Source organism: Methylobacterium brachiatum (assembly GCF_900113845.1).
Lineage (GTDB): Bacteria > Pseudomonadota > Alphaproteobacteria > Rhizobiales > Beijerinckiaceae > Methylobacterium > Methylobacterium brachiatum.
Genome location: NZ_FOQW01000004.1, coordinates 278,257 through 305,026 on the forward strand (window position 1 = coordinate 278,257; position 26,770 = coordinate 305,026).

Annotated in this window: 24 protein-coding genes and 1 tRNA gene; 12 read left to right on the forward strand and 13 right to left on the reverse strand. The window is 70.6% G+C overall.

Translation table 11 applies throughout. From position 1 onward, the window contains the following. Positions 1-4: 4 nt before the first annotated feature. Complete coding sequence (locus BMZ47_RS05600; RefSeq protein ID WP_091859772.1) at positions 5-2,392, reverse strand: bifunctional diguanylate cyclase/phosphodiesterase; 2,388 nt, start codon at positions 2,390-2,392, stop codon at positions 5-7. 487 nt (positions 2,393-2,879) lie between these two features. On the opposite strand from BMZ47_RS05600, the gene BMZ47_RS05605 reads away from it, so the two are divergent. From BMZ47_RS05605 to BMZ47_RS05635, 7 genes are all read left to right on the forward strand, one after another. Then, the gene (locus BMZ47_RS05605; RefSeq protein WP_091859543.1) at positions 2,880-3,755 is read left to right on the forward strand and encodes an aldose 1-epimerase family protein; all 876 of its coding nucleotides are present in this window, start codon (positions 2,880-2,882) and stop codon (positions 3,753-3,755) included. 3 nt (positions 3,756-3,758) lie between these two features. Further along, positions 3,759-4,478 carry a uroporphyrinogen-III synthase gene (locus BMZ47_RS05610; RefSeq protein ID WP_091859546.1) on the forward strand — a complete coding sequence of 240 codons (720 nt, stop codon included), beginning with the start codon at positions 3,759-3,761 and terminating at the stop codon, positions 4,476-4,478. 94 nt (positions 4,479-4,572) lie between these two features. Beyond that, on the forward strand, positions 4,573-6,645 hold the full coding sequence (locus BMZ47_RS05615) for a translation initiation factor 2 (RefSeq protein ID WP_244536735.1): 2,073 nt from the start codon (positions 4,573-4,575) through the stop codon (positions 6,643-6,645). A gap of 123 nt (positions 6,646-6,768) precedes the next feature. After that, positions 6,769-8,271: a heme biosynthesis protein HemY gene (locus tag BMZ47_RS05620; RefSeq protein WP_091859552.1), complete on the forward strand. Its 1,503-nt coding sequence runs from the start codon at positions 6,769-6,771 to the stop codon at positions 8,269-8,271. A gap of 242 nt (positions 8,272-8,513) precedes the next feature. Further along, on the forward strand, positions 8,514-8,969 hold the full coding sequence (locus BMZ47_RS05625) for an NUDIX hydrolase (RefSeq protein ID WP_007560780.1): 456 nt from the start codon (positions 8,514-8,516) through the stop codon (positions 8,967-8,969). Positions 8,970-9,054: 85 nt separating this feature from the next. Further along, a tRNA-Thr gene (locus BMZ47_RS05630) sits at positions 9,055-9,129 on the forward strand. 173 nt (positions 9,130-9,302) lie between these two features. After that, the gene (locus BMZ47_RS05635; protein ID WP_007560782.1) at positions 9,303-9,584 is read left to right on the forward strand and encodes a hypothetical protein; all 282 of its coding nucleotides are present in this window, start codon (positions 9,303-9,305) and stop codon (positions 9,582-9,584) included. A 45-nt stretch (positions 9,585-9,629) separates the two neighbouring features. Here the strand turns inward: BMZ47_RS05635 and BMZ47_RS05640 are convergent, their stop codons facing one another. Next, entirely contained in the window at positions 9,630-9,875 is a 246-nt protein-coding gene (locus tag BMZ47_RS05640; RefSeq protein ID WP_007560783.1) for a hypothetical protein, read from the reverse strand. Between the two features lie 411 nt (positions 9,876-10,286). Between BMZ47_RS05640 and BMZ47_RS05645 the strand changes: the two genes are divergently transcribed. Both BMZ47_RS05645 and BMZ47_RS28420 read left to right on the forward strand, forming a co-directional pair. Further along, entirely contained in the window at positions 10,287-10,667 is a 381-nt protein-coding gene (locus tag BMZ47_RS05645; protein WP_039902476.1) for an energy transducer TonB family protein, read from the forward strand. 119 nt (positions 10,668-10,786) lie between these two features. Then, positions 10,787-10,930 carry a hypothetical protein gene (locus BMZ47_RS28420; RefSeq protein ID WP_167368999.1) on the forward strand — a complete coding sequence of 48 codons (144 nt, stop codon included), beginning with the start codon at positions 10,787-10,789 and terminating at the stop codon, positions 10,928-10,930. A gap of 6 nt (positions 10,931-10,936) precedes the next feature. Here BMZ47_RS28420 and BMZ47_RS05650 read toward each other — a convergent pair whose 3' ends face one another. The 3 genes from BMZ47_RS05650 to BMZ47_RS05660 all read right to left on the reverse strand — a co-directional run bounded on the left by BMZ47_RS05650 (position 10,937) and on the right by BMZ47_RS05660 (position 12,929). Then, positions 10,937-11,170 (reverse strand): hypothetical protein, encoded by a 234-nt coding sequence (locus BMZ47_RS05650; protein WP_244536736.1) that lies wholly within the window; start codon positions 11,168-11,170, stop codon positions 10,937-10,939. Positions 11,171-11,288: 118 nt separating this feature from the next. Next, positions 11,289-12,278, reverse strand: a complete 990-nt coding sequence (locus BMZ47_RS05655) for an inorganic phosphate transporter (RefSeq protein ID WP_007560791.1) — start codon at positions 12,276-12,278, stop codon at positions 11,289-11,291. 9 nt (positions 12,279-12,287) lie between these two features. Continuing rightward, complete coding sequence (locus BMZ47_RS05660; RefSeq protein ID WP_007560793.1) at positions 12,288-12,929, reverse strand: DUF47 domain-containing protein; 642 nt, start codon at positions 12,927-12,929, stop codon at positions 12,288-12,290. A 255-nt stretch (positions 12,930-13,184) separates the two neighbouring features. On the opposite strand from BMZ47_RS05660, the gene BMZ47_RS05665 reads away from it, so the two are divergent. Then, positions 13,185-13,409: a hypothetical protein gene (locus BMZ47_RS05665; protein WP_007560795.1), complete on the forward strand. Its 225-nt coding sequence runs from the start codon at positions 13,185-13,187 to the stop codon at positions 13,407-13,409. 93 nt (positions 13,410-13,502) lie between these two features. Here the strand turns inward: BMZ47_RS05665 and BMZ47_RS05670 are convergent, their stop codons facing one another. Next, the gene (locus tag BMZ47_RS05670; protein WP_007560797.1) at positions 13,503-14,198 is read right to left on the reverse strand and encodes a Crp/Fnr family transcriptional regulator; all 696 of its coding nucleotides are present in this window, start codon (positions 14,196-14,198) and stop codon (positions 13,503-13,505) included. A gap of 261 nt (positions 14,199-14,459) precedes the next feature. Here BMZ47_RS05670 and BMZ47_RS05675 point away from each other — a divergent pair, with 261 nt between their 5' ends. Both BMZ47_RS05675 and BMZ47_RS28785 read left to right on the forward strand, forming a co-directional pair. Beyond that, complete coding sequence (locus tag BMZ47_RS05675; protein ID WP_091859558.1) at positions 14,460-15,170, forward strand: Crp/Fnr family transcriptional regulator; 711 nt, start codon at positions 14,460-14,462, stop codon at positions 15,168-15,170. A 578-nt stretch (positions 15,171-15,748) separates the two neighbouring features. Beyond that, the gene (locus BMZ47_RS28785; protein ID WP_091859560.1) at positions 15,749-18,016 is read left to right on the forward strand and encodes a glycoside hydrolase family 16 protein; all 2,268 of its coding nucleotides are present in this window, start codon (positions 15,749-15,751) and stop codon (positions 18,014-18,016) included. A 151-nt stretch (positions 18,017-18,167) separates the two neighbouring features. On the opposite strand, the gene BMZ47_RS05685 is transcribed toward BMZ47_RS28785, so the two are convergent. The 7 genes from BMZ47_RS05685 to BMZ47_RS05715 form a co-directional block, all read right to left on the reverse strand. Then, on the reverse strand, positions 18,168-20,126 hold the full coding sequence (locus BMZ47_RS05685) for a methyl-accepting chemotaxis protein (protein WP_091859563.1): 1,959 nt from the start codon (positions 20,124-20,126) through the stop codon (positions 18,168-18,170). A 153-nt stretch (positions 20,127-20,279) separates the two neighbouring features. Further along, positions 20,280-21,905 carry a methyl-accepting chemotaxis protein gene (locus BMZ47_RS05690; RefSeq protein WP_091859565.1) on the reverse strand — a complete coding sequence of 542 codons (1,626 nt, stop codon included), beginning with the start codon at positions 21,903-21,905 and terminating at the stop codon, positions 20,280-20,282. Positions 21,906-22,090: 185 nt separating this feature from the next. Then, entirely contained in the window at positions 22,091-23,611 is a 1,521-nt protein-coding gene (locus BMZ47_RS05695) for an aspartate ammonia-lyase (RefSeq protein ID WP_091859775.1), read from the reverse strand. Positions 23,612-23,729: 118 nt separating this feature from the next. After that, a complete protein-coding gene (locus BMZ47_RS05700; RefSeq protein ID WP_091859568.1) occupies positions 23,730-24,500 on the reverse strand; it encodes an amino acid ABC transporter ATP-binding protein in 771 nt (256 codons plus the stop codon). 11 nt (positions 24,501-24,511) lie between these two features. Continuing rightward, the gene (locus BMZ47_RS05705; RefSeq protein WP_091859571.1) at positions 24,512-25,291 is read right to left on the reverse strand and encodes an IclR family transcriptional regulator; all 780 of its coding nucleotides are present in this window, start codon (positions 25,289-25,291) and stop codon (positions 24,512-24,514) included. An 11-nt stretch (positions 25,292-25,302) separates the two neighbouring features. Then, positions 25,303-25,998 carry an amino acid ABC transporter permease gene (locus tag BMZ47_RS05710; protein ID WP_091859574.1) on the reverse strand — a complete coding sequence of 232 codons (696 nt, stop codon included), beginning with the start codon at positions 25,996-25,998 and terminating at the stop codon, positions 25,303-25,305. Further along, positions 25,995-26,762, reverse strand: a complete 768-nt coding sequence (locus BMZ47_RS05715; RefSeq protein ID WP_091859576.1) for an amino acid ABC transporter permease — start codon at positions 26,760-26,762, stop codon at positions 25,995-25,997. The genes BMZ47_RS05710 and BMZ47_RS05715 overlap by 4 nt, the downstream gene beginning before the upstream one ends. Between the last annotated feature and the right edge of the window lie 8 nt (positions 26,763-26,770).

The following is a 26,770-nucleotide window of genomic DNA, read 5'->3' on the forward strand; positions in this document are numbered from 1 at the left end:
GCGGTCAGGCCACCAGAGCCTGCCCGTCACTCTCGGGTTCCGGGCCGTGCGTATGCGCGGCGAACGTCGCGATCGCGGCGGGCCGGCCCATCAGGTAGCCCTGCGCGGCGTCGCAATTCTCGCTGACCAGGAAACCGAGCTCCGCCTCCGTCTCGACGCCCTCGGCCAGGACCGGAAGGCCCAGGCCACGGCCGAGGCCGAGCACGGACCGGACGATCGCGGCGGCCTGCTCGTTGCCGTCCACCGCCCGGATGAACGAGCCGTCGATCTTGATCCGGTCGAACGGATAGGTCCGCAGGTTCGACAGGGAGGAATAGCCGGTCCCGAAATCGTCCATGGCGATGCGCACCCCCAGGGCCTTGAGCTGGCGCAGGGTGGACTGGGCCCGGGCGGGATCGCGGATCAGGGCCGTCTCGGTGATCTCGATCTCCAGGCGCTCGGGCTTCAGCCCGGTCTGGAACAGGACCTCGTGGACCAGCTGCGCGAAGTGCGGCGCGTGGAGCTGCAGGCCCGAGACGTTGACGGCGATGGTGAGCGGGTTCGGCCAGCCGGCGGCCTCGCGGCAGGCTTCCCGCAGCACCCATTCGCCGATCTGCAGGATCGCGCCGCTCTCCTCCGCGATCGGGATGAACAGGCCCGGCGGCACCGCGCCGCGCTGCGGATGCTGCCAGCGCAGCAGCACCTCGAAGCCGAGCACGGACCCGTCCCGCACATCGGTCTGCGGCTGGTAGACGAGGTGCATCTCGCCGCGGGCCACGGCATGCCGCATGTCGTGTTCGAGGAGGCCCCGCTCGCGGACCTGTGCGCCCATGCGCGCCTCGAAGAACCGGTAGGTGCCGCGGCCCTCGGACTTGGCGCGGTAGAGGGCCGTGTCGGCGTAGCTCAGGAGCGAGGCCCGCTCATCCGTGTCGTCGGGGAAGAGCGCGATGCCGACGCTGGTGGCGATCGTCGGGCCGGCCCCGTCGGCGCTGTTGCGCAGGGCGTCCAGGATCTGCTCGGCCAGGCGCCCGGCCGCGATCGCTTGATCGCAGGGCATGAGGATCGCGAATTCATCGCCGCCCAGCCGGGCCATCAGCTGGGTCTTGTCGAGGAGCGCGCTCACCGACTTCGCGACGGTGATCAGCATGGCGTCGCCGGCCGCGTGGCCGAAGAGGTCGTTGACCTCCTTGAACCGGTCCAGGTCGAGGCAGAGCACCGCCAGCCGCCGGCCCGTCACCTTGGCGACCTTCAGTTCCTGATCCAGGCGCTGGTTGAAGCGCGCCCGGTTGGCGAGGCTGGTCAGCGCATCGTGGTGCGCCAGGAACTCGATCTGTCCCTCGGCCCGGCGCCGGGCGCGCAGATCGCGGACCGCGATGGCGTAATGCGGCTGGTTGCCGTAGGTGACCGGCCGCACGATCAGCTCGACCGGGATCTTGGCGGCGTCTTCGGCGCGCTGCAGCTCCGTCTCCACCGGCTGATCCGCCGGGGTGGCCAGCGCCAGGCGCGTCGCGGCTTCCGGCAGGAACCGCGACAGCGGGATTCCCGACAGGTCGGCGGCGGCGACGCCCACGAGGGTGCCGAAGCTGTCGTTGGCGCTGACGATGCGATCGCCGCGGCACACGACCAGTCCTTCGACCGCGGCGTTGGCGAGGCTGTGCAGGCGCTCCCGTTCCAGGACCGCCTGGCGGCGATCGCGGATGTCGAGGGTCAGCGCCGCGCCGGCGAGGAACAGGATGGCCAGGCTCGCCAGGGCGACGCCGACGGCGAGCCAGCGCGCCGGGATGGCGCTCTCCGATATCAGGACGCCCGGATCGGGCACGATCGTGACCGCGCCCATGGCGACGAAATGGTGGCTGCAGATCGCGAGCAGCAGCAGCAGCGCGCCCGTCAGGCGTCCCTTCAGCCGTTCGCCCGCAAGCGCCACCGGCAGGGCGGCGCCGGCCAAGAACGCGCCGAGGACCAGGGACGCCGCCACGAGGGCGCGATCCCAGCGGATGTGCCCGGCGATCTCGAACGCGGCCATGCCGGTATAATGCATGGCCGCGATGCCGAGCCCGAGGACGGCGCCGCCGAGCGCGGCCGCGAACGGCAGGGCGGGGGTGATCGCGATGGCGAGGCCGAGCCCGGTGATCGCGATGGCGTAGATGAGCGAGAGGCCCGTGAGGCCGACGGCGTAGGCGCTCGGCAGGTTCGGCTCGAAGGCCAGCATGGCGATGAAGTGGGTCGCCCAGATGCCGGATCCCCCGGCGACCGCCGCGACGCAGAGCCAGACCGCCCGGATCCGTGGGGTCGCCTTGCGGGCATGCCGCAGAAGCTCGATGCACGTGGTCGTCGCCAGGGCGCATGTCAGAGCCGCCAGACCGACGAGCCAGACATCATGGGAATCGACGAAGCAGCCAACGACCTTGAGCATCATGTAAAACCGGGGACGGAGATAGCACTCTCTGGCTATAGTGATCCGCTTTTTAGACCGTTAATCTGACGTATCGCGCGATCCAAAAACGACTGCTTCTAATATAGGTTATAAAATCTCGGGTTGTGGCAGCTATAGACGCGTGGTTGAAGGCGGTCTCGGCGCGCGCGTCTTCGGCCGTCGATCCGGCGGGTCGGCGGCCGCTGTTTCGTCTCGGAATTTTGCCGCAGGGCGAAGGCGATCCACCGCGTCACACGGGCACAGACGGTTCCGCTTCCGCGGGCTCCGTACGGAAACAGACGAACGGCGTTTCCGCTCATGCGGGTCTCGGGGGCCGTGGCAGGCCGCCGAGCACGATCCCGCGTGTCGGCGGCGGACGGGGGCGGGGCGAACCTCCGGGCCGCCGCGCCTGTCGAGGGCCCGCGCCCCTTGCGTCCCGGCCCGCGTCCGTTACCTCGGCTGTCCGAGGATCGCCCGGGAGGCCCGCTTGAGCACGCGCATCGACCTGACCGCGCCGGATGGAACCACGGCCACGCTCGCCACCCACGGCGCCGAGCCGGTCTCCTGGCGGGTCGGCGGGGCCGAGTATCTGTGGAGCGGCGACCCGGCGCATTGGAATCGGCACGCCCCCTGGCTCTTCCCGGTGGTCGGCGCCTCGGCCGGCGGGCAGGTGACGGTCGGGTCCGAGACCTACCCGATGGCGCAGCACGGCTTCGCCCGGGACCTGCCCTTCTCGGTGGTGGAGCGCAGCGCCGACGCGGTGATTCTGCGGCTGGCCGACGGGCCGGAGACCCGGCGGCACTACCCGTTCGCGTTCCGGCTCGATGTCGCCGCCCGGGTGCGTCCCGCCGGCCTCGATCTCGAGGTCACCGTGGCCAATCCGGGCGACGCGCCCCTGCCCTACGCGCTCGGCTTCCACCCGGCCTTCCCGTGGCCCTTCGCGGGCGGCGCGCGGGCCAAGGATGGCGGCTACGCGGTCGAGTTCGAGCAGGCCGAGCGCCCATTCGCGCCGCAGGTCGGCCCCGGCGGCCTTCTGCTGCGCGCGGAGCAGCCGATCCCGTTGGTGGGCAGCACGCTGCCGCTGGACCCGGAGATCTTCACCGAAGCCTTCGTGTTCCGGAACGCCAAGAGCCGCCGGATGCGCTTCACCGGGCCCGACAAGGCGATCCGGATGGAGATGGAGGAGTTCCCGCATCTCGCGGTCTGGACCAAGCCGACCGCGCCGTTCCTGTCGCTGGAATGCTGGACCGGCTACGCCGACTGGGCGGATTTCTCGGGCCCGCTGCAGGAGCGCGATTCGCAGCGCCTGCTCCCGCCGGGCGGGCAGGCGCGCCACGGCGTCCGCCTGACCCTGGAAGGCTAGCGGTTGCGCGTCTGGGTCGCCCGGCCCGAGCCGGGGGCCTCCCGGACCGGCGCGGCGCTGGCGGCGCGGGGGCATGCGCCCCTCGTCGCCCCCGTGCTGGCGGTGCGGCCGACCGGCGCGGCGCCGCCCGAGGGCCCCTTCGACGGCCTGCTGCTCACCAGCGCCAACGCCGTGCCGGCGCTCCGGGACGCCGCCGCCCTGCGGGGCCTGTCGGTCTTCGCGGTGGGGGCTCGCACCGCCGCCCTGGCGCGCGCGGCCGGGCTCGGGCCGGTGCGCGAGGGGCCGGGCGACGCGGCCGGGCTCGCCGCCCTGGTCGCCGAGAGCCTGCCGCCGGGCGCCCGGCTGCTCCACGCCACCGGGGCGGAGCGCAAGGCCGAGCCCGGTTCGAGCCTGGCGGCGGCCGGATTCGCGGTCGACCTCGTCGTCGCCTACGCGGCGGAGCCGCTGCCCGCCCTGCCCCAAGCCGTGAACGCCGCGCTGGCCGCCGGGGCGCTCGATGCCGCGCTGCATTATTCCCGCCGCAGCGCGGCCCTCGCCCTGGCGCTCGCAGACCAATCGGGACACGGCGGAGCTTTCCGCCGCCTGAGGCATTACTGCCTGTCGGCTGATGTCGCGTTTCCCCTGGAAGCAGCCGGCGTCGCGGTCCATTTCGTCGCGGGACGACCGCGGGAAACGGACCTGCTCGATGCCCTTGCGCCTCGCCTCGGTGACGGCGCGCGGTGACAGAGCGACAGAGCCGCCGTATCTCGCCCTCGCGCCCGGTGCCGCGGCGGTGCTACGGGGGCGCGGCGACGCCGAAGAGTTGGAGGACTTGCCCGTGACGCCACCACCCAGCGACGCCGACAAGCCCGGAACCGGCGGTCCGAAGCCGGACGAGGTCAAGTCTGGCGATGCCAAGCCCGGCGACGTGAAGCCCGGGGCGAAGTCGCCGGCGCCCGCAGTCGGCGGCGCCAAGCCCGCGCAGGCCGCCGCGAATCAGGCGCCGAGTGCCACGCCGCCCAAGCCGGCGACCGAGCCGGTCACGACCGCGAGGCCGGGCGGCCCCGGCGCGACAGAGGGCAAGCCCGAAGCCGGCAAACCAACCACGCCGGTGGGCGCCGCGGATCTCGCGAAGTCCGGCCCGGGGCCGTCCGGCCGTCCGGGTGACGGCAAGGCCCCGGCGTCGCAGCCCGGCGCCACCGGTCCCGCGACGGCGGGTGCGAAGGTCGAGCCCGGCAAAGCGGATCCCGGCAAGCCCGGTCAGCCCGGCGCGGCTGCGCAGGCGGGCGGTACGCCCCGCCCCGGCGCCACCGCGGCCGGTGCCGCGTCCGCCGCGGTGACGGCCGGCCCGATCCTCGATCTCAAGGCCAAGCGCATCCCCGATCCGCCGCCGCCCGGCAAGGAGACGCCGAAGGACGGAGAGAAGGACACGCCGAAGGATGCTGGCAAGGAGCCCCCGAAGGGACCGGTCCCGGGCGGGAAGGCCGTGACGGTCCCGAGCCCGCAGCCGGGGCGCGCCCGGGCCGGGTTCGGCTCGCTGGCGGCGGCCGGCCTGCTCGGCGGCCTGATCGGCGCGGGCGCGCTGTTCGGCGCCGAGCGCGCCGGAATCGGCGGCATGCTGCGCCCGAACGCCGTCGATCCGTCCCTGTCCGGCCAGGTCGCCTCGCTGGACAAGCGCGTGGACGGGCTCGCCCCCCGCGACGCCCTCACCGAGCTCGACAAGCGCGTCGCCGCCGCCGAGACCGCGGCCCGGCAGGCGCTGGAGAAGACCCCGGCGCCCGGCGGCACCACAAACGAGGGTCAGGCCCCCGGGGCGGCCCCGGCCGTGCCGGCCGATCTCGCGGCGCGGCTCGACAGCCTCGATCAGCGGGTCGCCGCACTCCAGGAGGAACCCGGCCGCGAGCCCGGTCGCGACCAGCAGGCCGATTCGAAGCTCGGCGCGGTCCAGGCCATCGATCCGAAGCAGGTGGCCGATCTCGATGCGCGGGTGAAGGCGCTCGAATCGGATCAGTCCGCCAAGGGTGAGGTCGCCGAGGCGTCGAAGAAGATCGCGGCCCTGCAGGGCGAGGTCGAGCAGCGGACCAAGGCCAATGCCGAGGCCGACGCAGCCCTCGGGCAGCGCCTCGACGCGCTGCAGCAGGCCCTCGATTCCCGCGTGAAGGCCGCCACCGAGGCGGTCCAGGCGGCGACGCAGGCGAGCCGCACCGCCGCCGAGGCCGGCCAGGCTCAGGCGGCCGAGGCCGCGAAGGCGGTCGATCGCCGCCTGCAGGAGCAGGCCGACAGGATCGCGGCCCTCGACAAGGGCCTGGCCCAGCGCGCCGAGGTCGCCACCGTCCAGGCGGCCCTGCGGGTCGTGGTGGCCGACCGGGTGGCGTCGGCGCTCGCCGCCGGCATGCCCTACGCGGAGCCGCTCGCGACCCTGCGCAAGCTCGATCCCGGGGCCGAATCCCAGGCGGCGGCGCTCGCGCCCTTCGCCGAATCCGGCGCGCCCACGACGGCGCAGCTCGCCAACGACTTCCGGCCCATCGCCGAGCAGATCGCGGCCAAGCGCCGGGCGCAGCGCGCCAAGAGCGCGGCCGAGGCCGGCGATTTCCGCACCAAGCTCCTGAGCATGGCCGACGGTCTCGTGCAGGTCCGCAAGGTCGATACGCCCTCCGCGACGCCGGAGGCGTCCGACGAGCCCGAGGCCAAGGTCCAGGTAGCCCTCGACCGCGGCGACCTCCCGGCGGCCTCCGCGGCCTTCGCGGCGCTGCCGGCCGAGGCGCGGGACCAGGCGGGGGATTTCGCCGCCAAGCTCAAGGCCAGGGCCGCCGCCGAGGAGGCCGTGCGGACGCTGCTCGCCGGCGCCTTCAAGGCCCTGCCGACGGATCCGGCCCCCGGTGCCGCTCCGGCGGCGTCATCCGGCCGCTAGGCGTGACGGCGCCGACCCGCGCGCTGCGCGGCTGCATCAAATCCGGGCGGGCCCCCAGCGGCCCCGCCCCTTCCGGACCCAGCGGCGGCCGCCCGGCGGCCATCGACAGGAGACACTGACCCCATGTGGCGCGCCCTCGCCTTCCTGGCCCTGCTCGCACTCGCCGCCTTCGGGGCGGTCTGGATCGCCGACCGGCCCGGCACCGTCACCATCGTCTGGAACGGCTACCAGATCGGCACCAGCCTCGCGGTCGCCCTGGTGGGCGTCATCGCGGCCGCGATCGTCCTCGGCCTGCTCTGGGCGATCGTGCGCGGCGTGATCGGCCTGCCGGAGGCGCTGGTCCGCGGCTCGGCCGAGCGCCGCCGCGCCAAGGGCCTGTCCGCCCTCTCGCGCGGGATGGTGGCGGTGGGCTCGGGCGATCCGCTCGCCGCCCGCCGCTATGCCGGGGATGCCGAGCGGCTGCTCGGGCCCGAGCCGCTGACCCTGCTGCTCAAGGCGCAGGCGGCCCAGATCTCGGGCGACCGCGACGCCGCCGAGAGCGCCTTCCAGCGCATGGTCGACGACCCCGAGACCCGGGTTCTCGGCCTGCGCGGCCTGTTCGTGGAGGCCCGCCGCCGCGAGGACGAGACCGCCGCCCGCGCCTACGCGGTGGAGGCCGCCCGCCTTGCCCCGAGCGTCACCTGGGCCAACGAGGCGATGCTCGAGGCGCAATCCGCCGACGGCGACTGGGCCTCGGCCCTGGAGACCATCGAGCGTCGCTCGTCGCTCGGACTGATCGACAAGCCGACCGCCCGACGCCAGCGCGCCGTGCTGCTGACGGCGATCGCCGGCGAGCGCGAGGCCGGCGCGCCCGAGCTCGCCGCGGAACGTGCGCTGCAGGCGGTCAAGCTCGCCCCCGACCTGGTCCCGGCGGCCTGCATCGCCGGCCGGCTCCTGTCCCGCCGGGGCGACCTGCGCAAGGCCGCCAAGGTCGTCGAGACGGCCTGGAAGGCCAATCCGCATCCCGACCTCGCCAAGGTCTATCTCGGCCTGCGCCCCGGCGATTCGGTCCGCGACCGCCTGGCCCGGGCCGAGACCTTGGCCAAGCTGTCCTCCTGGGATCCGGAATCCCGTCTCGCCGTGGCGCAGGCGGCGCTCGATGCCCGCGATTACGGCCGGGCCCGGGAGGCCTTGAAGCCGCTGCTCGCCGACCGCCCGACCGTGCGCTCCAGCCTGATGATGGCGGCGATCGAGGAGGCCGAGCACGGTGCCGCGTCCGGACAGGCCCGCGAATGGCTGGCCCGGGCGGCCCGGGCGCCGCGCGACCCGGTCTGGATCGCCGACGGGATCGCCTCCGACACCTGGGCGCCGGTCTCGCCGGTCACCGGCCGGCTCGACGCCTTCGTGTGGCGCGAGCCCCCGAACACGCTGGCCGCCGCCGCCCCCGCGATGGAGCCGGAGGAACCCGAGGAGACGCAGCCCGTTCTCGTCCCGGCACATCCGGCCCCGACGCCGGCCGCCCCGCTTCCGACCATCATGCCCGCGAGCAAGACCGCCCCTGCCCCGGCGGCGGATCCGGTCTCGGCCGGGATGGCGGCCGCCGCGGTCCCGGCCGCCGGCGAACATCCGGTCCGCCGGGCCGGATAGTGCGGCCACGGGCCTGACGTTAGTCGGATAACGAAAGAGCTGAGGTGGAATTATCAGTTTTGTGCTGAACTTCTCCTTGGCTCGCGCGGTTACGTTGACGGCTGTTGCTGATACAGCGTATTTTCTTGCTGCTTCAGGCAACCGCCGATCGAGGGCCCGACCATCCGTTCGCCGCTTCACCTTCCAGTCCCGCTGCCGACCCGGCGGGGCTCCATACGGGTTTCGTCCCGCCCGGTGCGGCCGTGACGGCCGCCGTCGAGGACGAGGCCGAGCCGCGCCGCCAGGTCGGCGTCCTGCCGTTCCAGCTGGGGAGCGACGGTGAGAACCGCATCCTGCTGGTGACCTCGCGGGAGAGCCGGCGCTGGGTGATCCCGAAGGGCTGGCCGATGAAGGGCCGCAAGCCGTTCGAGGCGGCGGCCCGCGAAGCCTACGAGGAGGCCGGCCTGCGCGGCGATGTCGGCAAGCGGCCGCTCGGCTATTATTTCTACCAGAAGCGCCTGAAGAACCTGGATGCCGTCCTGTGCCAGGTGAAGGTCTTCCCGCTCGAGGTGCGCAAGCAGCTCAAGAATTTCCCCGAGGTCCACCAGCGCGAGCTGCGCTGGTTCACCCCGGCGGAGGCGGCCGAGGCCGTGTCCGAGCCGGGCCTCGCGGCGATCATTCGCGCCGCCTGCCGCCAAGTTAAACCGACGGACGCGTAATCGACCGTTGCCAACGCCCCGTCGATCCTTTATGGCCCCTCTCAGCCGGACGGACACGCCCCCCAGCGGGGTCGCCACGGCGCTTGCTGCGGTAGCTCAGTGGTAGAGCACTTCATTGGTAATGAAGAGGTCGACAGTTCAATCCTGTCTCGCAGCACCAGATATCTCTCAGACATCCCCAGGTCAGCGTAATTGGTTCACGGTTCTCGCGAACCCTTGCGCGGCGCGTTGAACCCGCGCCGCGGATCGTACGAGAACCGACCGTGATCCGGTCACGCCTTCGTGCCGCGCAGGATTGCGGATCGATCCATCCGCGTGAGGGATGATGCGGACGTGAACACGACGGCCCTTTTCACCATGGTGGGCATCGTCCTCGGCTGGACCGTCCTGGCCGGGGCTGCGCTGTTGTCCGGCCGGTTCGCCACCTTCGCGTTCCTGGTCCTGACGGTGGTGGCGCTCTTCCTCTACGTTCCCTGGGTCAGGCTGCGCGCCAGCGGGATCGAGGGCTCCAGCCGGCCGGTCCGGTTCTGGACGAATGTCGCGATGCTCGGAGTCAGCCTCGCGGCCTGCCTGGCCCTGGTCGTGATGCTGGCCCGGCGGATCGGCTTTCTGTAGCCGGTTCCACCGGGCCTTCGCCGGGCCTGGACGCCGGAGTCGCCCTCAGTGCTTCATCAGGCTGTCGACGGTCTCGTTCTGCCCGACTGTGTCGGAGAACCGGGCGAGGCGGCTGAGGCTCGGCTCGTTGAGGCCGCCGGAGCTGGCGAAGGTCGCCAGCGCGATGCCGACCAGGAAGCTGGCTTCCTCCGCGGTGACGGCGCGGCCGCTCAGCGTGCTGGCCGCACCGCGCACCGCGAGCACGGCTTGCTGGAATGCGGGGTCGCTCTGCAGCTCCGCCAATCGGGTCATGTGGGCCTTCTCCTGGATCAAGGGTGAATGCGGAAGCCGCACCGGGGTTTCGGGCGTGTCCGGGCGGGGACTTGCCGGGCGCCGCCGCAGGTCCGCCCCGTGTCCGGGCGGATGTCCGCGGCGACCCCTTGGGTCGAAACCGGGGTTATCGCCGTTCATAAGCGCGAGGCTAGGCGGCTTTCACATCCTGGATCAAGTTTCCCCCGCGCACGTCCGATACGCCGTGCCGGCCCGGGTCGAGCCCAACGCGCAGGGAGGTACGGCCCACAAGCCGCGGCGTCGCGGCCGCGCGGCGTCCCGTATCACTGCGGGCAACGCGTCGCATCGGCTCGCCCGCAGGGTCACGACCGGTAAACCCTTCGGCGTGAGGATAGCCGGGCTACCAATCAGCCACAGGGTCGTTGTTCCAGCATGTCGTCACGTCTGCTGACTCACGGAACCGTCGTGCTCGGTCTCCTGCTGGTGCCCTGGCTGGCGGAGGCGCGGACGGGCGTCTCGCCCGCGGTGCGCCATTGGCTGTCGGCCCTCGTCACGCGGATCGACGCGGTCGATCGGGCGGACCGGCGCGGGAACACCCGCGGGGCGGCCGGCACGGTGGTGGTGCGCGTCGAGATCGCCGCCGACGGCGCGGTGCGCCAGGCCGAGATCGAGCGCAGCTCGGGCTCGCGCGGCCTCGACCAGCGGGCGCTCCGGGCGGTGCAGGGGGCGAGCCCGTTCAAGGCGCCCCCCGCCGAGCTGCTGGCCGAGACCGGGGTGGCCGACCTCAGCGTTCCGGTGCAATTCGGGCCCTGAGCCCCGAGCGACCCGAGGGCGCCCGTCCCGGCGCTCGCGGGCCGATGCGGCGGCAGCCTGAAACTTTCCCCGGATCCCTTCCGTTCGCGTCTGCAGCGCAGGTCGCGCACGGGAGGCTGATGGTGAAAGACGCATTCGCGAGACTGCGCCGCGAGTCGGGCGAGAGGCCGCCGCTACCAGTCGTCGTGACGTGGCTGACCGTGTCGATCGGGATCTGGGTGGTGATCTATCTCTATACGGGCCGGGTCGTCTGGACCTGGTGAGTGGGTTCACCGATCCCGGTGGAGGCCGGCGCCGATATAGGCCCCCACGAGGTAGCCGGATTGATGCGCGGCCAGGTAGGCGAGCAGCACCAGCAGCTTCTCGGCGTCGATCGTGGCGGTGAGCGCCCAGAGCGGCAGGCAGACGAGGGCGATGAGCATCGAGCTCGCCACCACCATCTGGGCCCGGTAGCGCCAGCCTTCCAGCACACCGACCACGAATAGGAGGGCCGCGATAAGCAACAACTGGACCCTGATTGAGGAATAGTAAAATTTACACCACAATCCTATACAATTTGCTATATCGGCGAGCTAAAATTTAGCGTTACCGGTGCAACAATCCTGCTCGCGCGCCGGCCGGTCACGGCAGCACGAAGCCCGCGACGCCGTAGACCAGGGCCGCCACCAGGGCCGCGGCCGGCATCGTGACCACCCAGGCGACCACGATGCCCTGGGCGACGTTCCAGCGCACCGCCGAGACGCGCTTGGCCGCGCCGACGCCGATGATCGCCCCGGTGATCGTGTGGGTGGTCGAGACCGGAATCCCGAACGCGGTGGCGGCGAACAGGGTCACGGCCCCGCCGGTCTCGGCGCAGAAGCCCTGCATCGGCGACAGCCGGGTGATCTTCGAGCCCATCGTGTGGACGATGCGCCAGCCGCCGAGCAGCGTGCCGAGCGCCATGGCGGTCTGGCAGGACAGCACCACCCAGAGCGGGACGTGGAACGCGCCGCCCGCCTCCCCGTGGGCGTAGAGCAGCACCGCGATGATCCCCATGGTCTTCTGCGCGTCGTTGCCGCCATGGCCGAGCGAGTAGAGCGAGGCCGAGACGAACTGCATCCCCCGGAACAGCCGGTCCACCGCGTGGGGCGTCGCGCGCACGAAGATCCACGACACCGCCAGCATCAGCAGCAGCCCGAGGCCAAAGCCCAGGGCCGGGGAGAGCACGATCGCGGCGCTGGTGGCGATCACCCCGGGCCAGACGATCGCGCTCAGGCCCGCCTTCGCGATGCCGGCCCCGAGCAACCCGCCGATCAGGGCGTGCGAGCTCGAGGACGGGATGCCGGCATACCAGGTGATCAGGTTCCAGCTGATCGCACCGCCGAGCGCGCCCAGGATCACCCGGTCGGTCACCATGGTGACGTCGACGATGCCGGATCCCACCGTGCTGGCCACATGCAGGCCGAAGATCAGGAACGCCACGAAGTTGAAGAACGCCGCCCAGATGACGGCGTAGCGGGGTGCGAGCACCCGGGTCGACACGATGGTGGCGATCGAATTGGCCGCGTCGTGCAGCCCGTTCAGGAAATCGAAGACCAGGGCGACGGCGATGAGGAGGATCAGGAGGGTCACGCGGTCGGCTCAGACATGCTCGACCACGATGCTGCTGATCTGGTTCGCGACATCCTCGAACCGATCCATCACCTTCTCCAGATGGTCGTAGAGCTCGGAGCCGACCACGAAGGCCATGGGATCCTGCCGGGAGGCCTTGAACAGCGCTTTCAGCCCGGCATTGTGCAGGTCGTCGGCCCGGCCTTCGAGCTGGATCACCCGCTCGGTCAGAGTGTTCAGGATCGTGGCGTTCTCGCCCAGGGCCCGCAGCTTCGGCAGCGCCTCGGCGGTGGCGGCGGCGGCCTCCTGGATCACCGCGCCCATCTCGCGCATCGACGGCTCGAAGGCGGTGACCTCGAACAGCTGCACCGTCTTGGCGGTCTTGAGCATCTGGTCGATGGCATCGTCCAGGGAGCCGACCAGGGCCTGGATGTCGCTCCGGTCGAACGGGGTGATGAAGGTTCGGCGCACCGCCAGCAGGGCCTCGCGGGTGATCGCGTCGGCCGCATCCTCGTGATCGGCGATCGCCTGGCAGGCCACCGGCACGTCCTGGGTGCCGTCGAGCAGGGCCCGGAGGGCGTCCGAGCCGGCGACCAGGGTGGCGGCATGACGCTCGAACAGGTCGAAGAACCGGTCTTCCCTCGGCATCAGCGCACGAAACCAGCCCAGCATGTGACGTCCCGGTTCGAGGATCAGTATCCGTGCAAGCTCGGCTGACCCGAGAGGCGTAGCATGGCGATCGGCGGACCGCACCCGTCGGTTGAAACCGGAGGTCTCGGCCGATGCCCCGCCCGCCCACGATGCCTGGCCATCATTGACGAGATCGATTTGAAGTATCGATCCGATCTGTTTGGATCATGACGCAGTGCAGCGTAGATATCGCCTCGACACCGGGCCCCTGACCCGGACAGCGAGAGGTATCCCACCATGACCCTGCGTTCCTTCATCGTCGCCGCCCTGGCCACCCTGCCGACGATCGGCTCCGCCGTCGCGGACGAGGCCATCGCCCTGACCCCGCCGCTCTACCGTGAGCAGGCCCGCGCGATCTCGGCCGCGCGTCCCGCCGCCGAGCTGGCGACCACGCCCCGTCTCGTCCCGGCCGCCCCGGTCGCGACCCGGGTCGTCACCGCGACCGCGCTGCCGACCCGTTGATGCGGGCCGGCCTGCCTCCGCGAGGCCGCATCCCGGAACCCGCCGGGATGCGGCCGACCGGCCGGCACCGACCGCGCCGCGCCCATGCGGCGGTCACTGGACCAGATAGGCCGGATCGAACTGCGCCAGATGCTTCAGGCGCGTGCGGTCGATGATCGTCAGCCGGCCGCCCTTCAGGTGGATGAGCCGTTCGGCGCGCAGGTTCATCAGCACGCGGTTGACGTGCACCGAGGTCAGGCCGAGCGCATCGGCGAGGTCGTGCTGGGTGATGCGCAATTCATAGCTGTCGTCCGTCGCCTGCCCGACCTCGGCGAGCCGCCAGCGCAATTCGCACAGCAGATGCGCCGTCCGCTCGATCCCGTCCCGGCGGCCGAGGCTGACGATCCACTCGCGGGCGATGGCTTCGTCGCGGCGCAGGCGCCGTTGCAGCGCCGCCGCCAGGACCGGATCGTGGGTCGATGCGAAGCGCGAGAGCGGGATCTCGCCGAGCGTGCAGCGGGTCAGCGTGCTCACGGCATAACTGGAGCGCCCGGCCAGGAGCGCCTCCAGGTCGCAGATGTCCCCCGGCACCAGGATGGCGGTGATCTGGCGTCGGCCATCCTGCAGCATGCGGTAGCGGCAGGTATGGCCGGCCAGCAGCAGATGGGCCACGTCCGGCGTGGCGCCGGGGACGAGAACCTCGTTCTGCTTCGGAACGAGGCGTTCCCGCACCGGAAAGTCGAAATCGGTCGTGAGGCTCTTGGGCGGGGTCGCGTAGGCCGCCATGTCGGCCGGGCGAGCAGTGAGCATCCGTGCGTTCCAGTCCATCTGTCATGCGTCAGCCGAGTATCCATTCGATAAAATTCGGCAGATTTATATATACAAATCGGCTCGATGGAATTGGACCAGATTTCGATCCTAATATATATATCGTTGGTCCGAAAGCGTACATTCGATCCCGCCCTATCTATTTGTGTGGAATAGTACTATAATATCGTCATTGTTCGCCGAAGTTTTCGGGCGCGAACGACTGAGAGACCGCGTGCTCTTGCCCTGATTGGGAGACGCACCGTGATCCAGCTTCGGCAATCCGACATTCGCAACCGCCTGCTCGGCGCCCTCGCCCCGGAGGACTTCGCGGGTCTGGCCCGGGCCCTGGAGCGCGTCCCGCTCCACCTCCAGGATACGCTGATCGGCGTCGATCAACCGCTGTCGCATGCCTATTTCGTCGAGACCGGCCTGGTCTCGCTCGTGGCGACCACCGAGGGCGGCCGGATCGAGATCGGCCTCGTCGGCGCCGAGGGTCTGGCCGGCGTGCCCCTCGTCCTGGGGACCGATCGCGGTCCCTTCCTGGGGATCGTGCAGGGTGGCGGCGAGGCGTTGCGCATCCGCGCGGCCGACTTGCGCGAGGCGTTGCAGGCGAGCCCGGGCCTGCGGGGCGTTCTGGGCCGCTACGTCCTGAGCCTGATGATCCAGACGGGCTACACGGTCTACGCAAGCGCCACGTTGAACGTCGAGGCGCGGCTCGCCCGCTGGATCCTGATGACCCATGATCGGCTCGACAGTGAAGAGATGCCGCTCACGCAGGATTTCATGGCGATGATGCTGGGCGTGCGCCGCACCGGCGTGACGGCGGCCCTCTATGTCCTGACCGGCGCCGGCATGGTCCGGGCGAGCGACGGGCGCATCACCGTGCTCGACCGCGACAGGCTCAGGGAACTGGCCGGCGACACCTACGGGCCCGCCGAGGCACAGTATGAGCGCCTGCTCGCCGAAGCTTGAGCGGATGGCGCGGCGGCGCCCTGCGGCGGCGTGCCGAGGCTTGCCGACCGCCCGTGATCGGCGGGCAGCCGGAGGGCTGCGCGCCCAAAATTGAGGCGCCAGCCGGGGGCTGCGGACGCTTTCCCCGCCCCGCGCGAGGGGGCGCCGCGCCGCGCCGAAGCCGGTCCCGACGACCCCAGCCCGTGCCGGTTGTCCGCCCGCCTAACCCACGACCGGCACACGCTTTCACAGCGAGGCCCCGGCTCCGCTGCGGCCGCTCTCAGCCTCGGACGCGACCGAGGCCGCCGAAGGTCTAGGCAAATAAACACAGGCGCGGCTGGGGCATGCCCGCCACTGTCAATCCCCAATAGGGTATCGGTTGGCGCTAATCTGCATAGATCGAAATCGTCTGCTTGAAATCTGCCGAAACACCAATCTTGACAGCCAAGCAACCACGTAAGTATTGTTTCCACAGCGTTAAAAATAGGAAAATACAGCTGGGCAGGTCGGCCGCTCGCGGCGTCCTGTAATCACGTAGGCAAGCTTTCTTGTGCTGCGATCGCAGAATCGCGCCTTGTCGAAAGTCTGGGGGAATAGTCATGGTCGATCTGACCGGTTACAAGCTGACCTTCGACGAAGAATTCAACACGCGCAGTATCTCGCAGACCGGCGCCGGCACGACCTGGGCCGATATTCGCGCGCAGGATCGCGGCGACGCCAACGCCGATGTCGGATTCGGCCATTCCTCCTTCGTGGACAAAGGCTCCGGCTACGACCCCTTCCAGGTCCAGAACGGTGCCCTGTCGATCACGGCGGTGCCGGACAGGACGACGTCGGGCGTGCCCGGCAGCTGGGAATCCGGCCTGCTGACCACGCAGGGCAATTTCTCCCAGACCTACGGGTATTTCGAGGTCCGGGCCGACTTCTCCGAGCAGGTCGGCGCCTGGGACGCGTTCTGGCTGCTGCCGAACCAGCAGAAGCCCGACCCGCACAATGCCGGGCAGCATCAGGAACTCGACGTCGTCGAGCGCTACGGCGACGGGCCCAGCACCGTCTACAGCACGATCCACACCACGGACCAGACGCCGAACATCCCCTGGCAGCAGAACCGCCAGGTCACCAGCGTGATGCCGAACCAGAACGGCTATCACACCTACGGCATGGACTGGCAGGCCGACCGGATCAGCTTCTACGTCGACGGACAGATGACCGGCTCGCAGGCCACCCCGTCGGACCTGCACAGCCCGATGTACCTGCTGGTCGATCTGGCCACGCAGGGCGGCGGCAGCAACAACGCCGACATCGCCCGCACGGCGATCACCTCGAAGATCGACTACGTCCGCGCCTACTCGAAGGATTCGTCCGCCGTCGCCGTGAGGCAGGACGCGGTGTCGAGCCCGGACGGCAAGGATCCGGGCCTGTACGGCGCCACCTCGGCGGCCGCATCGACACCCGCGACCGCCGCCAATCCGACGCCGAGCGCGACGACGAGTGCAGCCCCGTCGAGCAGCGCGGCCGGCGCGGCGAGCACGACGCCCTCCCCCGCATCGTCTTCGGGCGCGAGCAGCCCGACCACCGCCTCGGCCCCGACCGCCGGCGCGACAGCGACCAAGCCGGCGACCGGCTCGACGACCGGCACCGCGACGGCCAACACCGCCGGATCGACGACGGGATCCGGCAGCACGAAGGACGCGACCCCGAGTTCCCCCGTCTCGACCGCCCCGGCCAGCGCCGCGCCGAGCGCGACGGGCTCGAGCACCGGCAGCGCAGCGCCTCAGGCCACAGCCCCGTCGACCAGCCCGGCCAAGAGCGAGACCGTCGCGCCGGCTCCGGCCAGCGCCGCCCCGAACCCGGTCAGCGCGACAAGTTCGGCGACCGGCAGCACGCACCCGGTGACCGCCGGCGCAGCGCCGCAGACCACAACCGTGACGCCCAATGGGGCAGCGGCGCCGAGCCCGGCCGCGAGCGGCGCCGCCGCACCTGCCGCCCAGACGGGCTCGGCCAGCACGGCGAGCCCCGGCACGAATGTGGGGACGCACGCGACCCCCGCCGCCGCGACACCGGCCCCATCTGCAATCCCGGCACCGAGTTCCGCGGGCAGCACGACCCCGACCGCGAGCGCCACCACGCCGACCGCACAGGCCAGCGTCCCCGCGAATCCGGCCGCGCCCGCCAGTGCGACGTCTTCCGCCCCCGGCGCGACGACCCCGGTCGCCTCGCAGCCCGCCAATGGCATGGCCAACACCGCGCCCGCTGGATCGAACACCGCCGGGTCCGCCGGCACGACGGCCTCGGATTCCGCATCGGCGGGGATCTCCCCCGTCACGACCGCGCCCGTCACCGCAGCCCCATCCGCTGCACCTGGCCCGACGAGCCCGTCTTCGACGGCCACGACGCCCGCGAGCGGCCTCGCCACCACCCCGGCCGCGAGCCCCGCGCCGACAAGCCCGGTGCAGCCGACCACCGTCGTCCCGACCAGCCCGACGGCTAGTCCGACCAACGTCACGGCCAATACGGCGCAGCCCGCCCTCGCCAGCGCCGCGGGTGCGAGCCGCTCACCGGCACCGAGCCTGCAAGCCCCAAGCAGCGCCTCATCCGCCTCGGCGCCGACCGCCACGAGCCCGACCAACCCGATCAGCGCGACGAGCGCGCCCGCGCCGACGAGCGCAAGCGGTGCCGGCGCCCAGGTCTCCGCCGGAGCCCCTGCAGCTGCCAAGACCGCCACTTATCAGACGTTCTCCATCTCCGAGAGCCAGCGAAAAGCCGCCCTCTCCATGATGCAGAAGCTCAGCCACGCCGAGCCCCACCAAACGCCGTCGACCAACTGGTTCAGCAAGCTTTCCAATATCCTGATGCATCTCTGGTAGGTCGAGGCCGCCTTCGCTCGAACGCTTGGGCAGCGCCGGACCGAGAGGCGATCGGGCGTCGTGTGTCGCCGCTTCTCGGGCTTTCAGAAGGGCTGCTTACCAGCAGTCCAGCCCAGCAGTCTGGGCGGCCCTGCACCTCGGTGACGCGGGTTCAGGCCGCCCGCACGGTCGCGAGGAAGCGTCCGACTTCGGTCGCGAGATGCTCGGACTGGCGCGACAGCTCCGACGCCGCGCCCAGAACCTGGCTCGCGGCCGCTCCGGTTTCTTCGGCCGCTCCGGCGACGCCCGCGATGTTGCTGGTCACCTCGCCGGCCCCCGTGGCGGCCTGGCCGACATTTCTCACGATCTCCTGGGTGGCCGCACCCTGTTCCTCGGTCGCCGCCGCAATCGAGGTCGTGACGCCGCTGATCTCCCGGATCCGCCCGGTGATCTCGGCGATCGAGGTGACGGCCTGGCCTGTCGATGCCTGGATCCGCGCGATCTGCTCGGAGATCTCGCTGGTCGCCTTCCCGGTCTGCTCGGCCAGGGCCTTCACCTCGGAGGCTACCACGGCGAAGCCCCGCCCGGCCGCGCCGGCGCGCGCCGCCTCGATCGTGGCGTTGAGCGCCAGCAAATTGGTCTGGCCGGCGATGCTCGAGATCAGGCCGACGACGTCACCGATCCGGGACACGGACGCGCTCAATTCCTGCACCAGCGTACCGGTCTGGTCGGCCTCGTGCACCGCGCGTTGCGCCAGCTCGGCCGAGCCGGCGACCTGCCGACCGATCTCCTGCACCGACGATCCGAGCTCCTCGGCCGCCGCCGCCACGGTGTTCACGTTGGCGGCGGCCTCCTCGGCGGCGGCGGCAACGGTTGTCGATTGGCTCGCCGTCTCGGCAGCCGTCGCCGTCATCGTCTGAGCGGTGGCCTGCAACTCGGTTGCAGACGACGACACCATGCCGATGATGCCGCCGACCGCTGCCTCGAAGCCGTCGGCCAGGGCGACCATCGTGCGACGGCGCTCGGCCGCCGCGGCCTCGTCGGCGACCCGCCGCACCTCGGCCTCCTCCATCGCCTTCCGCGCCACCATCGCCTTGATGCCCTCGACGGCCCGGCCGACCGCGCCGATCTCGTCGTTGCGGCGGGCCTCGACGATCTCTGCGTCGATCTCGCCCTGGGCCATGCGCTGCAGGACCCCGACCAGGCGGTTCAGCGGCGTGGCCACGGTCACGGCCATCAAGCGGCTGACGACGATCGCGAGCAGGAGCAGGCTCACCAGCGTCGAGACCGCCATGATCTGCCAGAGACGCTCCACGGGCGCGAAGGCCTTGGCGCTGTCGACCGACAGGGCGATGTACCAGTCGAGCGAGGGCGGCAGGTTCGGGACGCGGGCGAAGACCGTCAGGGTGGAGCGCCCGCCCTCCGACACGTCCTGGGGCACGGCTTCCATCCGCGGCAGCTGGCCGGTGACGAGATCCGACAGCGGCTTGCCGTTCAGCGCGGCGCGGGGATGGATCAGGATCTTGCCCGCCCCGGACACGAGATACGCGTAGCCATGGCCGCCCATGTCGACCTCGTTGATCATGTGCGAGAGCGCGCCCAGCGCGAAGTCGCCGCCGACGACGCCCACCAGGGCGCCCTGCTCGTCGCGCACCGGGGAGGAGGCCGTGATCGTCAGCTGCCCCGTGCTGGCCGCCACGTAGGGCTCGGTCAGGAACGGGCCGTTTCCGGCGGCTGCCCCCTTGTACCACGGCCTCTGGGTCGGGTCGTAGCCGGGCGCCATCTCCCCCTTGGGCATCTTGGTGTAGAAGCCGTCCTTGCGCCCGAGGATATTGATCTCGAAGGTCTCGCGGGCCCGCGGCGAGCCCAGCACCGTATCGGCGGCGGGCCCGACCCCGACCCGGGCGACCTCCTGCGCGATGAACTCGCTGAGGTCGAGCTTGCCCCGGAGCCAGTTCGCGACGCCGCGGGCGGCCGTTCCGCTCAAGGTCGTCATGTTCGCGCTGATATCGGTCCTGATCGCCGCCGACTGCGACGCATAGACGAAGTACGAGCAGCCGATGAAGGACAGGCATACGATCGCCAGGATCAATACTGTCGCACGGGCCGATACGCCGAAGGATTTAGGCATCGTTGGTTCGCCTGCTCGAATCAAGGGTCATGATACGACGGACCGTGGACGTGTCCGTCGGCATCGATCGGGACGCCCCGTCGGGGACGTCGGTCGTTTCGGGCACCGCGCCGCGCCTATCGCCCGGCGAGGTCCTGCGGCTCTGTCCGGGCCTCATGCCGCGACATCTCGGAGGAAGCGTTCCACGCCGGCCCCGAGCGCGCGGGACTGGTGTTCCAGCGCGTCCCGGGATGCCAGAAGGTCCTTGGCCGAGCGGCCCGTCGCCTCCGCGGCCCGCGCCACGTCGGCGATGTTGTGGGTGACGCCCTCGGCACCCTCGGCGGCCTGCCCGACATTGCGGACGATCTCCTGGGTCGCCGCGCCCTGCTCCTCCACCGCCGCCGCGATGGAGGCGATCACGCCGTCGATGTCCCGCAGCCGGGCCGACACGTCGGCGATGGCGGTCGAGGCCGAGCCGGTCGAGGCCTGGATGCGGGCGGTCTGATCCGCGATCCTTCGGGTCGCCTCCGCGGTCTGTCCCGCAAGGTCCTTGACCTCGCCCGCGACCACGGCGAAGCCGCGACCCGCCTCGCCGGCCCGGGCGGCCTCGATGGTCGCGTTCAGCGCCAGCAAATTGGTCTGGCCGGCAATCGCCGAGATCAGCGTGACGGCGGTGCCGATGTCCTCCGAGGCCGCGGACAGCTCCGCCATCAGGGTCACGGCCCCCTCGACATTTGCCACCGCGCCCTGCGCGAGGTCGGACGAGCGCAGGGCCTGACGGCCGATCTCGCCGATGGAGGCGCCCATCTGCTCGGTTGCCGCCACCACCGCCACGACGTTGGCGGATGTCTGGCCGGCCGCCTCGGAGACCGCTCGGGAGCGCCGCCCGGCATCGGCCGCGGTGTCGGACAGCGTGCTCGCCGTCCCGTCCAGCGTCGCGAGCGCGCCGTCGACGCGGGCCAGCAAGTCGCCGACTTCCGCGCGGAACCTCTCGATCCGCGCCTGCTGCCGGCGCGATCGCTCCAGCCGCGCCTCCGCCTCGAAGGCCTGGGCCTGCCGCAGGCCGCTCCCGTCGAGCAGCGCGTGCCGGAAGGTCTCGATCGCTCTGGCGATCGCGCCGATCTCGTCGCGACGCGTGTGATGGGGAACGGCGGCCTGCAGGTCACCCGCTTCCAGGCGCCCGATGGCGGCGGTCAGCCCGGCGAGCGGGCCGCGGATCGTGCTCAGCAGCCAGAGGGAGGTGAGGAACACCACCCCGCCCGACGCCGCCAGCCCGATCCATGCGGTCCAGTCCATCGACGACGCCGCATCGGCCTTCCGCGCCTGGGCGTCGCGGATGACATCCATCACGCGGGCCGACAGCTTCTCCGAGGCGGCCGAGAGCTGGGCGTATGCCGCCTGGGTCGGCTCCTGGCGGGTCATCACCATCAGATCGACCTCGGCCGCCTTGCGCCATTCCTGCAGCGCCGCCTCCAGCTGGGCCAGGAAGGCGGGCGGGATCAGATCGCCGCTCCGTTGGCGGAGCGTCTTCAGTGCCGCGTCGACCCGCTGCGCACCCGTGCCGGTGTAGCGATCCTTGAGCTTGGCATCGGCCGAGACCGAATACGCGTCGAGGGTTGCGGCCTGATCGGTCACCGCCGAGCCGAAATCCTGGACGGCGCCGAGCAGCGTGAGCGCGCGGGTGACTTCCGCGTCGTCGCTCCGGAAGCGCGACAGGGCTGCGAGGTTGAGGGCCGTCACGGCGACCACGACGGCCAGCACCAGGAGGCCATTGATCGAAAGGCGTGCGAGAAGTTTCATGCCTGCGGCTCTGGATCGGCGATCACGCGCAGATCATGCCGATGAAAAGCTAATAAAGAACTCTATAATGCTTCCATGAATGCACGCGATAATGTTTCAAATTGCGAGACACCGTGGTTCATTGCTGGGCGGGGGCGTCGAGGCGCGCGTTATCCAGGCGGATCTGTTGTCTCGCAATTCGGACATCAGGATAGCGCGCCGCCCGACTTCCTCCGCGTCGGGTGGGTCATGGCTTCGAGTTCGAGGAGCTGGTCGAGCTGCGCCCGCGTCAGCAAGCCTTCCTCCAGCACGAGGTCGGCCACCGGGCGGTTCTCCTTGAGCGCGCGCTGCGCCACCCGCGAGCTCGCCTCGTAACCGAGCGTCGGCGCGAGCGCCGTGACGAGGCCGATGGAGCCCTGGACGAGGGTGCGGCAGCGCTCCCGGTCCGCCTCGATACCCTCGATGCAGCGCTTGGTCAGCGTGTCGATGGCGGCCGTCAGCATCCGCAGGGAGGACAGGACGCAGTAGCCGATGGTCGGCTCGAAGGCATTGAGCTGGAGCTGGCCGCCCTCGGCGCACAGCGTCACGGTCAGGTCCTGGCCGATCACCATGTAGGCGACCTGGTTGACGACCTCCGGGATCACCGGGTTGACCTTGCCGGGCATGATCGAGGAGCCCGCCTGCACCGCCGGCAGCCGGATCTCGCCGAGGCCGGTGCGGGGGCCCGACGAGAGCAGCCGAAGGTCGTTGCAGATCTTGGAGAGCTTCACCGCCACGCGCTTGAGCACCCCGGAGAACAGCACGAAGGCGCCGAGGTCCGAGGTCGCCTCGATGAGGTTCGAGGCCAGCACCATCGGCTGCCCGGAGACGCGCGACAGCTCCTCGACGGCGAGCGCCGCGTAGCGCGGATCGGCGTTGATGCCGGTCCCGATCGCGGTCGCGCCGAGATTGACCTCGCGGAACAGCGCCGCCGCCTCGCCGAGCCGGGCCACGTCCTCCTTGATGGTCGCGTGGAAGCCGTCGAATTCCTGGCCGAGCGTCATCGGCACGGCATCCATAAGCTGCGTCCGGCCCATCTTCAGCACGTCCGCGAACTCCACCGCCTTGCCCTTGAAGGCGTAGGCGAGGTCGTCGAGCGCTCGGATCAGCGGCTGTGTCGCGAGGATCACCGCCAGCCGCAGCGCCGTCGGGTAGGCGTCGTTGGTCGACTGCGCCATGTTGACGTCGTCGTTGGGGTGCAGGGCGTCGTAGGATCCGGGCTTGCGCCCCATCAGGCCCAGCGCGACGTTGGCGATGACCTCGTTGGCGTTCATGTTGGTCGAGGTGCCGGCGCCGCCCTGGATGGCGTCGACCACGAACGATTCGGCGTATTTGGAGTCGGTTGCGACGAGCGCGCAGGCGCGATCGATGGCGTCCGCCTTGGCAGGGTCGAGATAGCCGAGGCGCCGGTTGGCCCGGGCGGCGGCCTGCTTGACCAGAGCGAGGCTGCGGACGAATTCGGGGAAATGGCCGACCGGGACGCCGGTGATCGGGAAGTTCGTCACCGCCCGCTTGTTGTGGATGCCCCAGAGCGCCTCGGCCGGGACCTCGTCGTCGCCGAGAAGGTCGTGCTCCCGGCGGGTGCGCGTGCCCTCCATCGGGACGGTGCGGACTGTAGCGAGCGCGAGGTCGTCGGCCGTCGTCGAATCCTGGACGGGGGTCTCGGGCGGGAGGCTGGTCTGCGCCATATCGGTGCTCACGCTGTCCATCCGTTCGCTGGTGCCGATGGAGGCTCGCCGCCCGTGACGGCGACGCTTCGCGCCATGCGGTGGGGCGGCGGCCTTCGTCACGCTGGTCCCGCCGGGATCAGTGAATGATCTGCGCGAGGAAGTTCCGCGCGCGCTCGGTCTTCGGCGCCTGGAAGAACGCCTCGGGGGAAGCCACCTCGACGATCTGCCCCTGGTCCATGAACACAACCCGGTCGGCGACCTTTCGGGCGAAACCCATCTCGTGGGTGACGCAGATCATGGTCATGCCCTCGAGCGCCAGCGCGACCATGGTGTCGAGCACCTCGTTGACCATCTCGGGGTCGAGCGCGGAGGTGGGCTCGTCGAACAGCATCACCTTCGGCTTCATGCACAGCGCCCGCGCGATGGCGACGCGCTGCTGCTGGCCGCCCGAGAGCATCCCGGGGTACTTCTTCGCCTGATCGGCGATGCGCACCTTCTGCAGGAAGTGCATCGCCAGATCCCGCGCCTCCTTGGCTGCCATGCCGAGCGACTTGACCGGGGCGAGCGTGCAATTGTCGAGCACGCTGAGATGCGGGAACAGGTTGAAGCTCTGAAACACCATGCCGACGTCGCGCCGGACGTGGTCGATGTTGCGGGTCTCGGCGGTCAGCTCGGTGCCGTTGACGATGATCCGGCCGCCGTCATGCGTCTCGATGCGGTTGATGCACCGGATGAGGGTCGACTTGCCCGAGCCGGACGGTCCGCAGACGACGATCTTCTCCCCGGGGGCGACGTTGAGCCGGATGTCGGTGAGCGCCTGATACGAGCCGTACCACTTGGTCACGTCGATCATCGTCACCGCCTCGGCGCCCGCGGGGGGCCCCGCCATCGATTGGGTCGCGGCCATGGTCGGTCTCCTCACAGGGATCGGGCGATGCGCGCCGCCGCGCTCTTCAGCGCGGGAATGAAGGTCTTCAGCTTATCGAGCGGCATGCGGCTCTTCGGGGCCGAGACGGTCAGGGCCGCGAGGACCCGGTCCTCGGTGTTGCGGACGGGGACCGCGGCCCCGACCACGCCGACGATGAACTCGGAATCGTTGAGGGCGTAGCCCTGTTCACGGATGACCTTCAGCTCCTCGCGCAGCTTGCGCGGATCGGTGAGGGTCTGGGGCGTGACCGGCTGCCAAGGGCCGGAAGCCAGGAAGGTCTCCAGCCGTTCGTCGGACAGGTTGGCCAGGAAGATCCGGCCGCTCGACGTGCAGTGGATCGGCGTCTTCTGCCCGGCCTGGAACTGCAGCGTCAGCGGCGAGCCGCCGAACGCGCTGGCGATGTACTCGACGTCGCCACCCGACAGCATCGCCAGGCTGCACGTCTCGCCGATGCGCGCGGCGAGTTCCGTGAGCGTGGTGTTGAGCGCCGAATAGACCACCGTCGAGGCCATGATGTCGGAGGCGAGCGAGACCAGCTTCGGGGCCGGACCGTAGCCCGTGCGCCCGGGCAGCTTCTGCAGGTAGCCGACGGCTTCCAGCATCGCGACCATCCGGTGGGCCGTCGGTCGCGGGATGCCGAGCGTCTCCACGACCTGCGCCACCGAGATCGTCCCGGTCACGGCGACCAGCTCGACGATCGCGAGCATCCGTCCGATGGGGGCGGGCACGTCGGGAGAGACGGTTACGCCGGGGCGTCGCGCCGGGGGCATGGACGGTCTCCCTATCGTGTCCGCACGGTGCGCATCTGGCGCTCGCGCAGCATGGCCACGGCCTGCGAGGCGGTGGAGCAGATCGCGAGGTAGACGAGGGCGACGACGAGATACATCTCGACGAGCTTCCCGTTCAGCTGGGCGATCTTGACCGCGGCGCCGGTGAGATCGACCACCGACAGGACGTAGACCAGGGAGGTGTCCTGGAAGAGGATGATGGTCTGCGTCAGCAGGATCGGGCTCACCACGCGGATCACCTGCGGGATGATGACGTAGCGGTAGGTCTTGAAGGTCGAGAGCGAGAGGGCCGCCGCCGCCTCGAACTGGCCCTTGTTGAGCGAGCGCAGGCCCGTGCGGATGATCTCGGCATAGTAGGCCGCCTCGAACAGGCTGAAGGTGACGAAGGCCGTGGGGCCGGCGCCGACCGGGATCGGCCGCCCGTCCACCGAGAACGGGGTCAGCAGGATCGGCACCAGGAAGAAGAACCAGAACAGGACGAGGATCAGCGGGATCGAGCGGATCAGCGTGATGTAGCCGACCACGAGCTGCGCCAGCACCGGCACCTTCAGGTGCCGCACGAGCGCCAGCACGATGCCGAGCCCCAGGCCGGTGAGGAAGGCGAAGACCGTGAGCTGGAGGGAGAAGGCGAGCCCGTGCAGCAGATAGGGCAGCGCCTGCCAGACGATGGAGAAGTCGAGACTGTTCACGGCTTCGGCTCCTGGGCGAGAGCGAGCTTGCGCGGCAGCTTCCGGCCCGTCACCGGTTCCTGGCCGGGGATGCGGACCGCGTATTCGACCGCGGTCATGATCAGGAACGTGACCAGGGCGAGGGCGAGGTAGATCAGGGTCGCGCTGGCGAAGGCCCCGAAGGTCTGGAACGTCGCCTCGCTGATCTGCCGCGCCTGCGCCGTGAGTTCGAGCAGGCCGATGGTCAGGGCGACCGAGGTGTTCTTGTAGATGCCCATGACCTCCGAGGTCAGGCTCGGCACGATCAGCCGGAGCGCCTGCGGGATCAGGACGTGGCGGTAGGTCTTCCAGGTCGAGAGCGACAGGGCGTTGGCGGCTTCGCGCTGTCCCTTGGGCAGCGCCTCGATCCCGGCCCGGACCTGCTCCGAGACGCGGGCCGAGGTGTAGAGGCTCAGGCAGACGAGGGCCGGCCAGAAGGCCCCCCAGGGCGGCGGCATCTGCTTGATCGCGTCGCCGAGCCCGAAGGGCAGGAACTCCGGCACCACGAAGTACCAGAGGAACATCTGGATCAGCACCGGGATGTTGCGGAAGAACTCCGTGTAGAGCCGGCACGGGATCGCGATGGCCCGGCTCGGCGAGGTGCGGCCCGCCCCGACCGCGACCCCGATCACGAAGGCGATGCACCAACCGAAGAAGGCGAGCGTCACGGTCCATTGGAGGCCCGAGATCAGCCAGTCGATGTAACGCTGGCCGTCAGGGGCCTCCTCGAAGAGCACGGAGAACATCGGCGTCG

Excerpts from the sequence above, each read along its gene's own strand:
- BMZ47_RS05685 (WP_091859563.1), bottom strand. The coding sequence starts at position 20,126 with ATGCCTAAATCCTTCGGCGTATCGGCCCGTGCGACAGTATTGATCCTG.
- BMZ47_RS05690 (WP_091859565.1), bottom strand. The coding sequence starts at position 21,905 with ATGAAACTTCTCGCACGCCTTTCGATCAATGGCCTCCTGGTGCTGGCC.
- BMZ47_RS05660 (WP_007560793.1), bottom strand. The coding sequence starts at position 12,929 with ATGCTGGGCTGGTTTCGTGCGCTGATGCCGAGGGAAGACCGGTTCTTC.
- BMZ47_RS05700 (WP_091859568.1), bottom strand. The coding sequence starts at position 24,500 with ATGGCCGCGACCCAATCGATGGCGGGGCCCCCCGCGGGCGCCGAGGCG.
- BMZ47_RS05645 (WP_039902476.1), top strand. The coding sequence starts at position 10,287 with ATGTCGTCACGTCTGCTGACTCACGGAACCGTCGTGCTCGGTCTCCTG.
- BMZ47_RS05715 (WP_091859576.1), bottom strand. The coding sequence starts at position 26,762 with ATGTTCTCCGTGCTCTTCGAGGAGGCCCCTGACGGCCAGCGTTACATC.
- BMZ47_RS05640 (WP_007560783.1), bottom strand. The coding sequence starts at position 9,875 with ATGACCCGATTGGCGGAGCTGCAGAGCGACCCCGCATTCCAGCAAGCC.
- BMZ47_RS28785 (WP_091859560.1), top strand. The coding sequence starts at position 15,749 with ATGGTCGATCTGACCGGTTACAAGCTGACCTTCGACGAAGAATTCAAC.
- BMZ47_RS05665 (WP_007560795.1), top strand. The coding sequence starts at position 13,185 with ATGACCCTGCGTTCCTTCATCGTCGCCGCCCTGGCCACCCTGCCGACG.
- BMZ47_RS28420 (WP_167368999.1), top strand. The coding sequence starts at position 10,787 with ATGGTGAAAGACGCATTCGCGAGACTGCGCCGCGAGTCGGGCGAGAGG.
- BMZ47_RS05695 (WP_091859775.1), bottom strand. The coding sequence starts at position 23,611 with ATGGCGCAGACCAGCCTCCCGCCCGAGACCCCCGTCCAGGATTCGACG.
- BMZ47_RS05620 (WP_091859552.1), top strand. The coding sequence starts at position 6,769 with ATGTGGCGCGCCCTCGCCTTCCTGGCCCTGCTCGCACTCGCCGCCTTC.
- BMZ47_RS05705 (WP_091859571.1), bottom strand. The coding sequence starts at position 25,291 with ATGCCCCCGGCGCGACGCCCCGGCGTAACCGTCTCTCCCGACGTGCCC.
- BMZ47_RS05670 (WP_007560797.1), bottom strand. The coding sequence starts at position 14,198 with ATGCTCACTGCTCGCCCGGCCGACATGGCGGCCTACGCGACCCCGCCC.
- BMZ47_RS05600 (WP_091859772.1), bottom strand. The coding sequence starts at position 2,392 with ATGCTCAAGGTCGTTGGCTGCTTCGTCGATTCCCATGATGTCTGGCTC.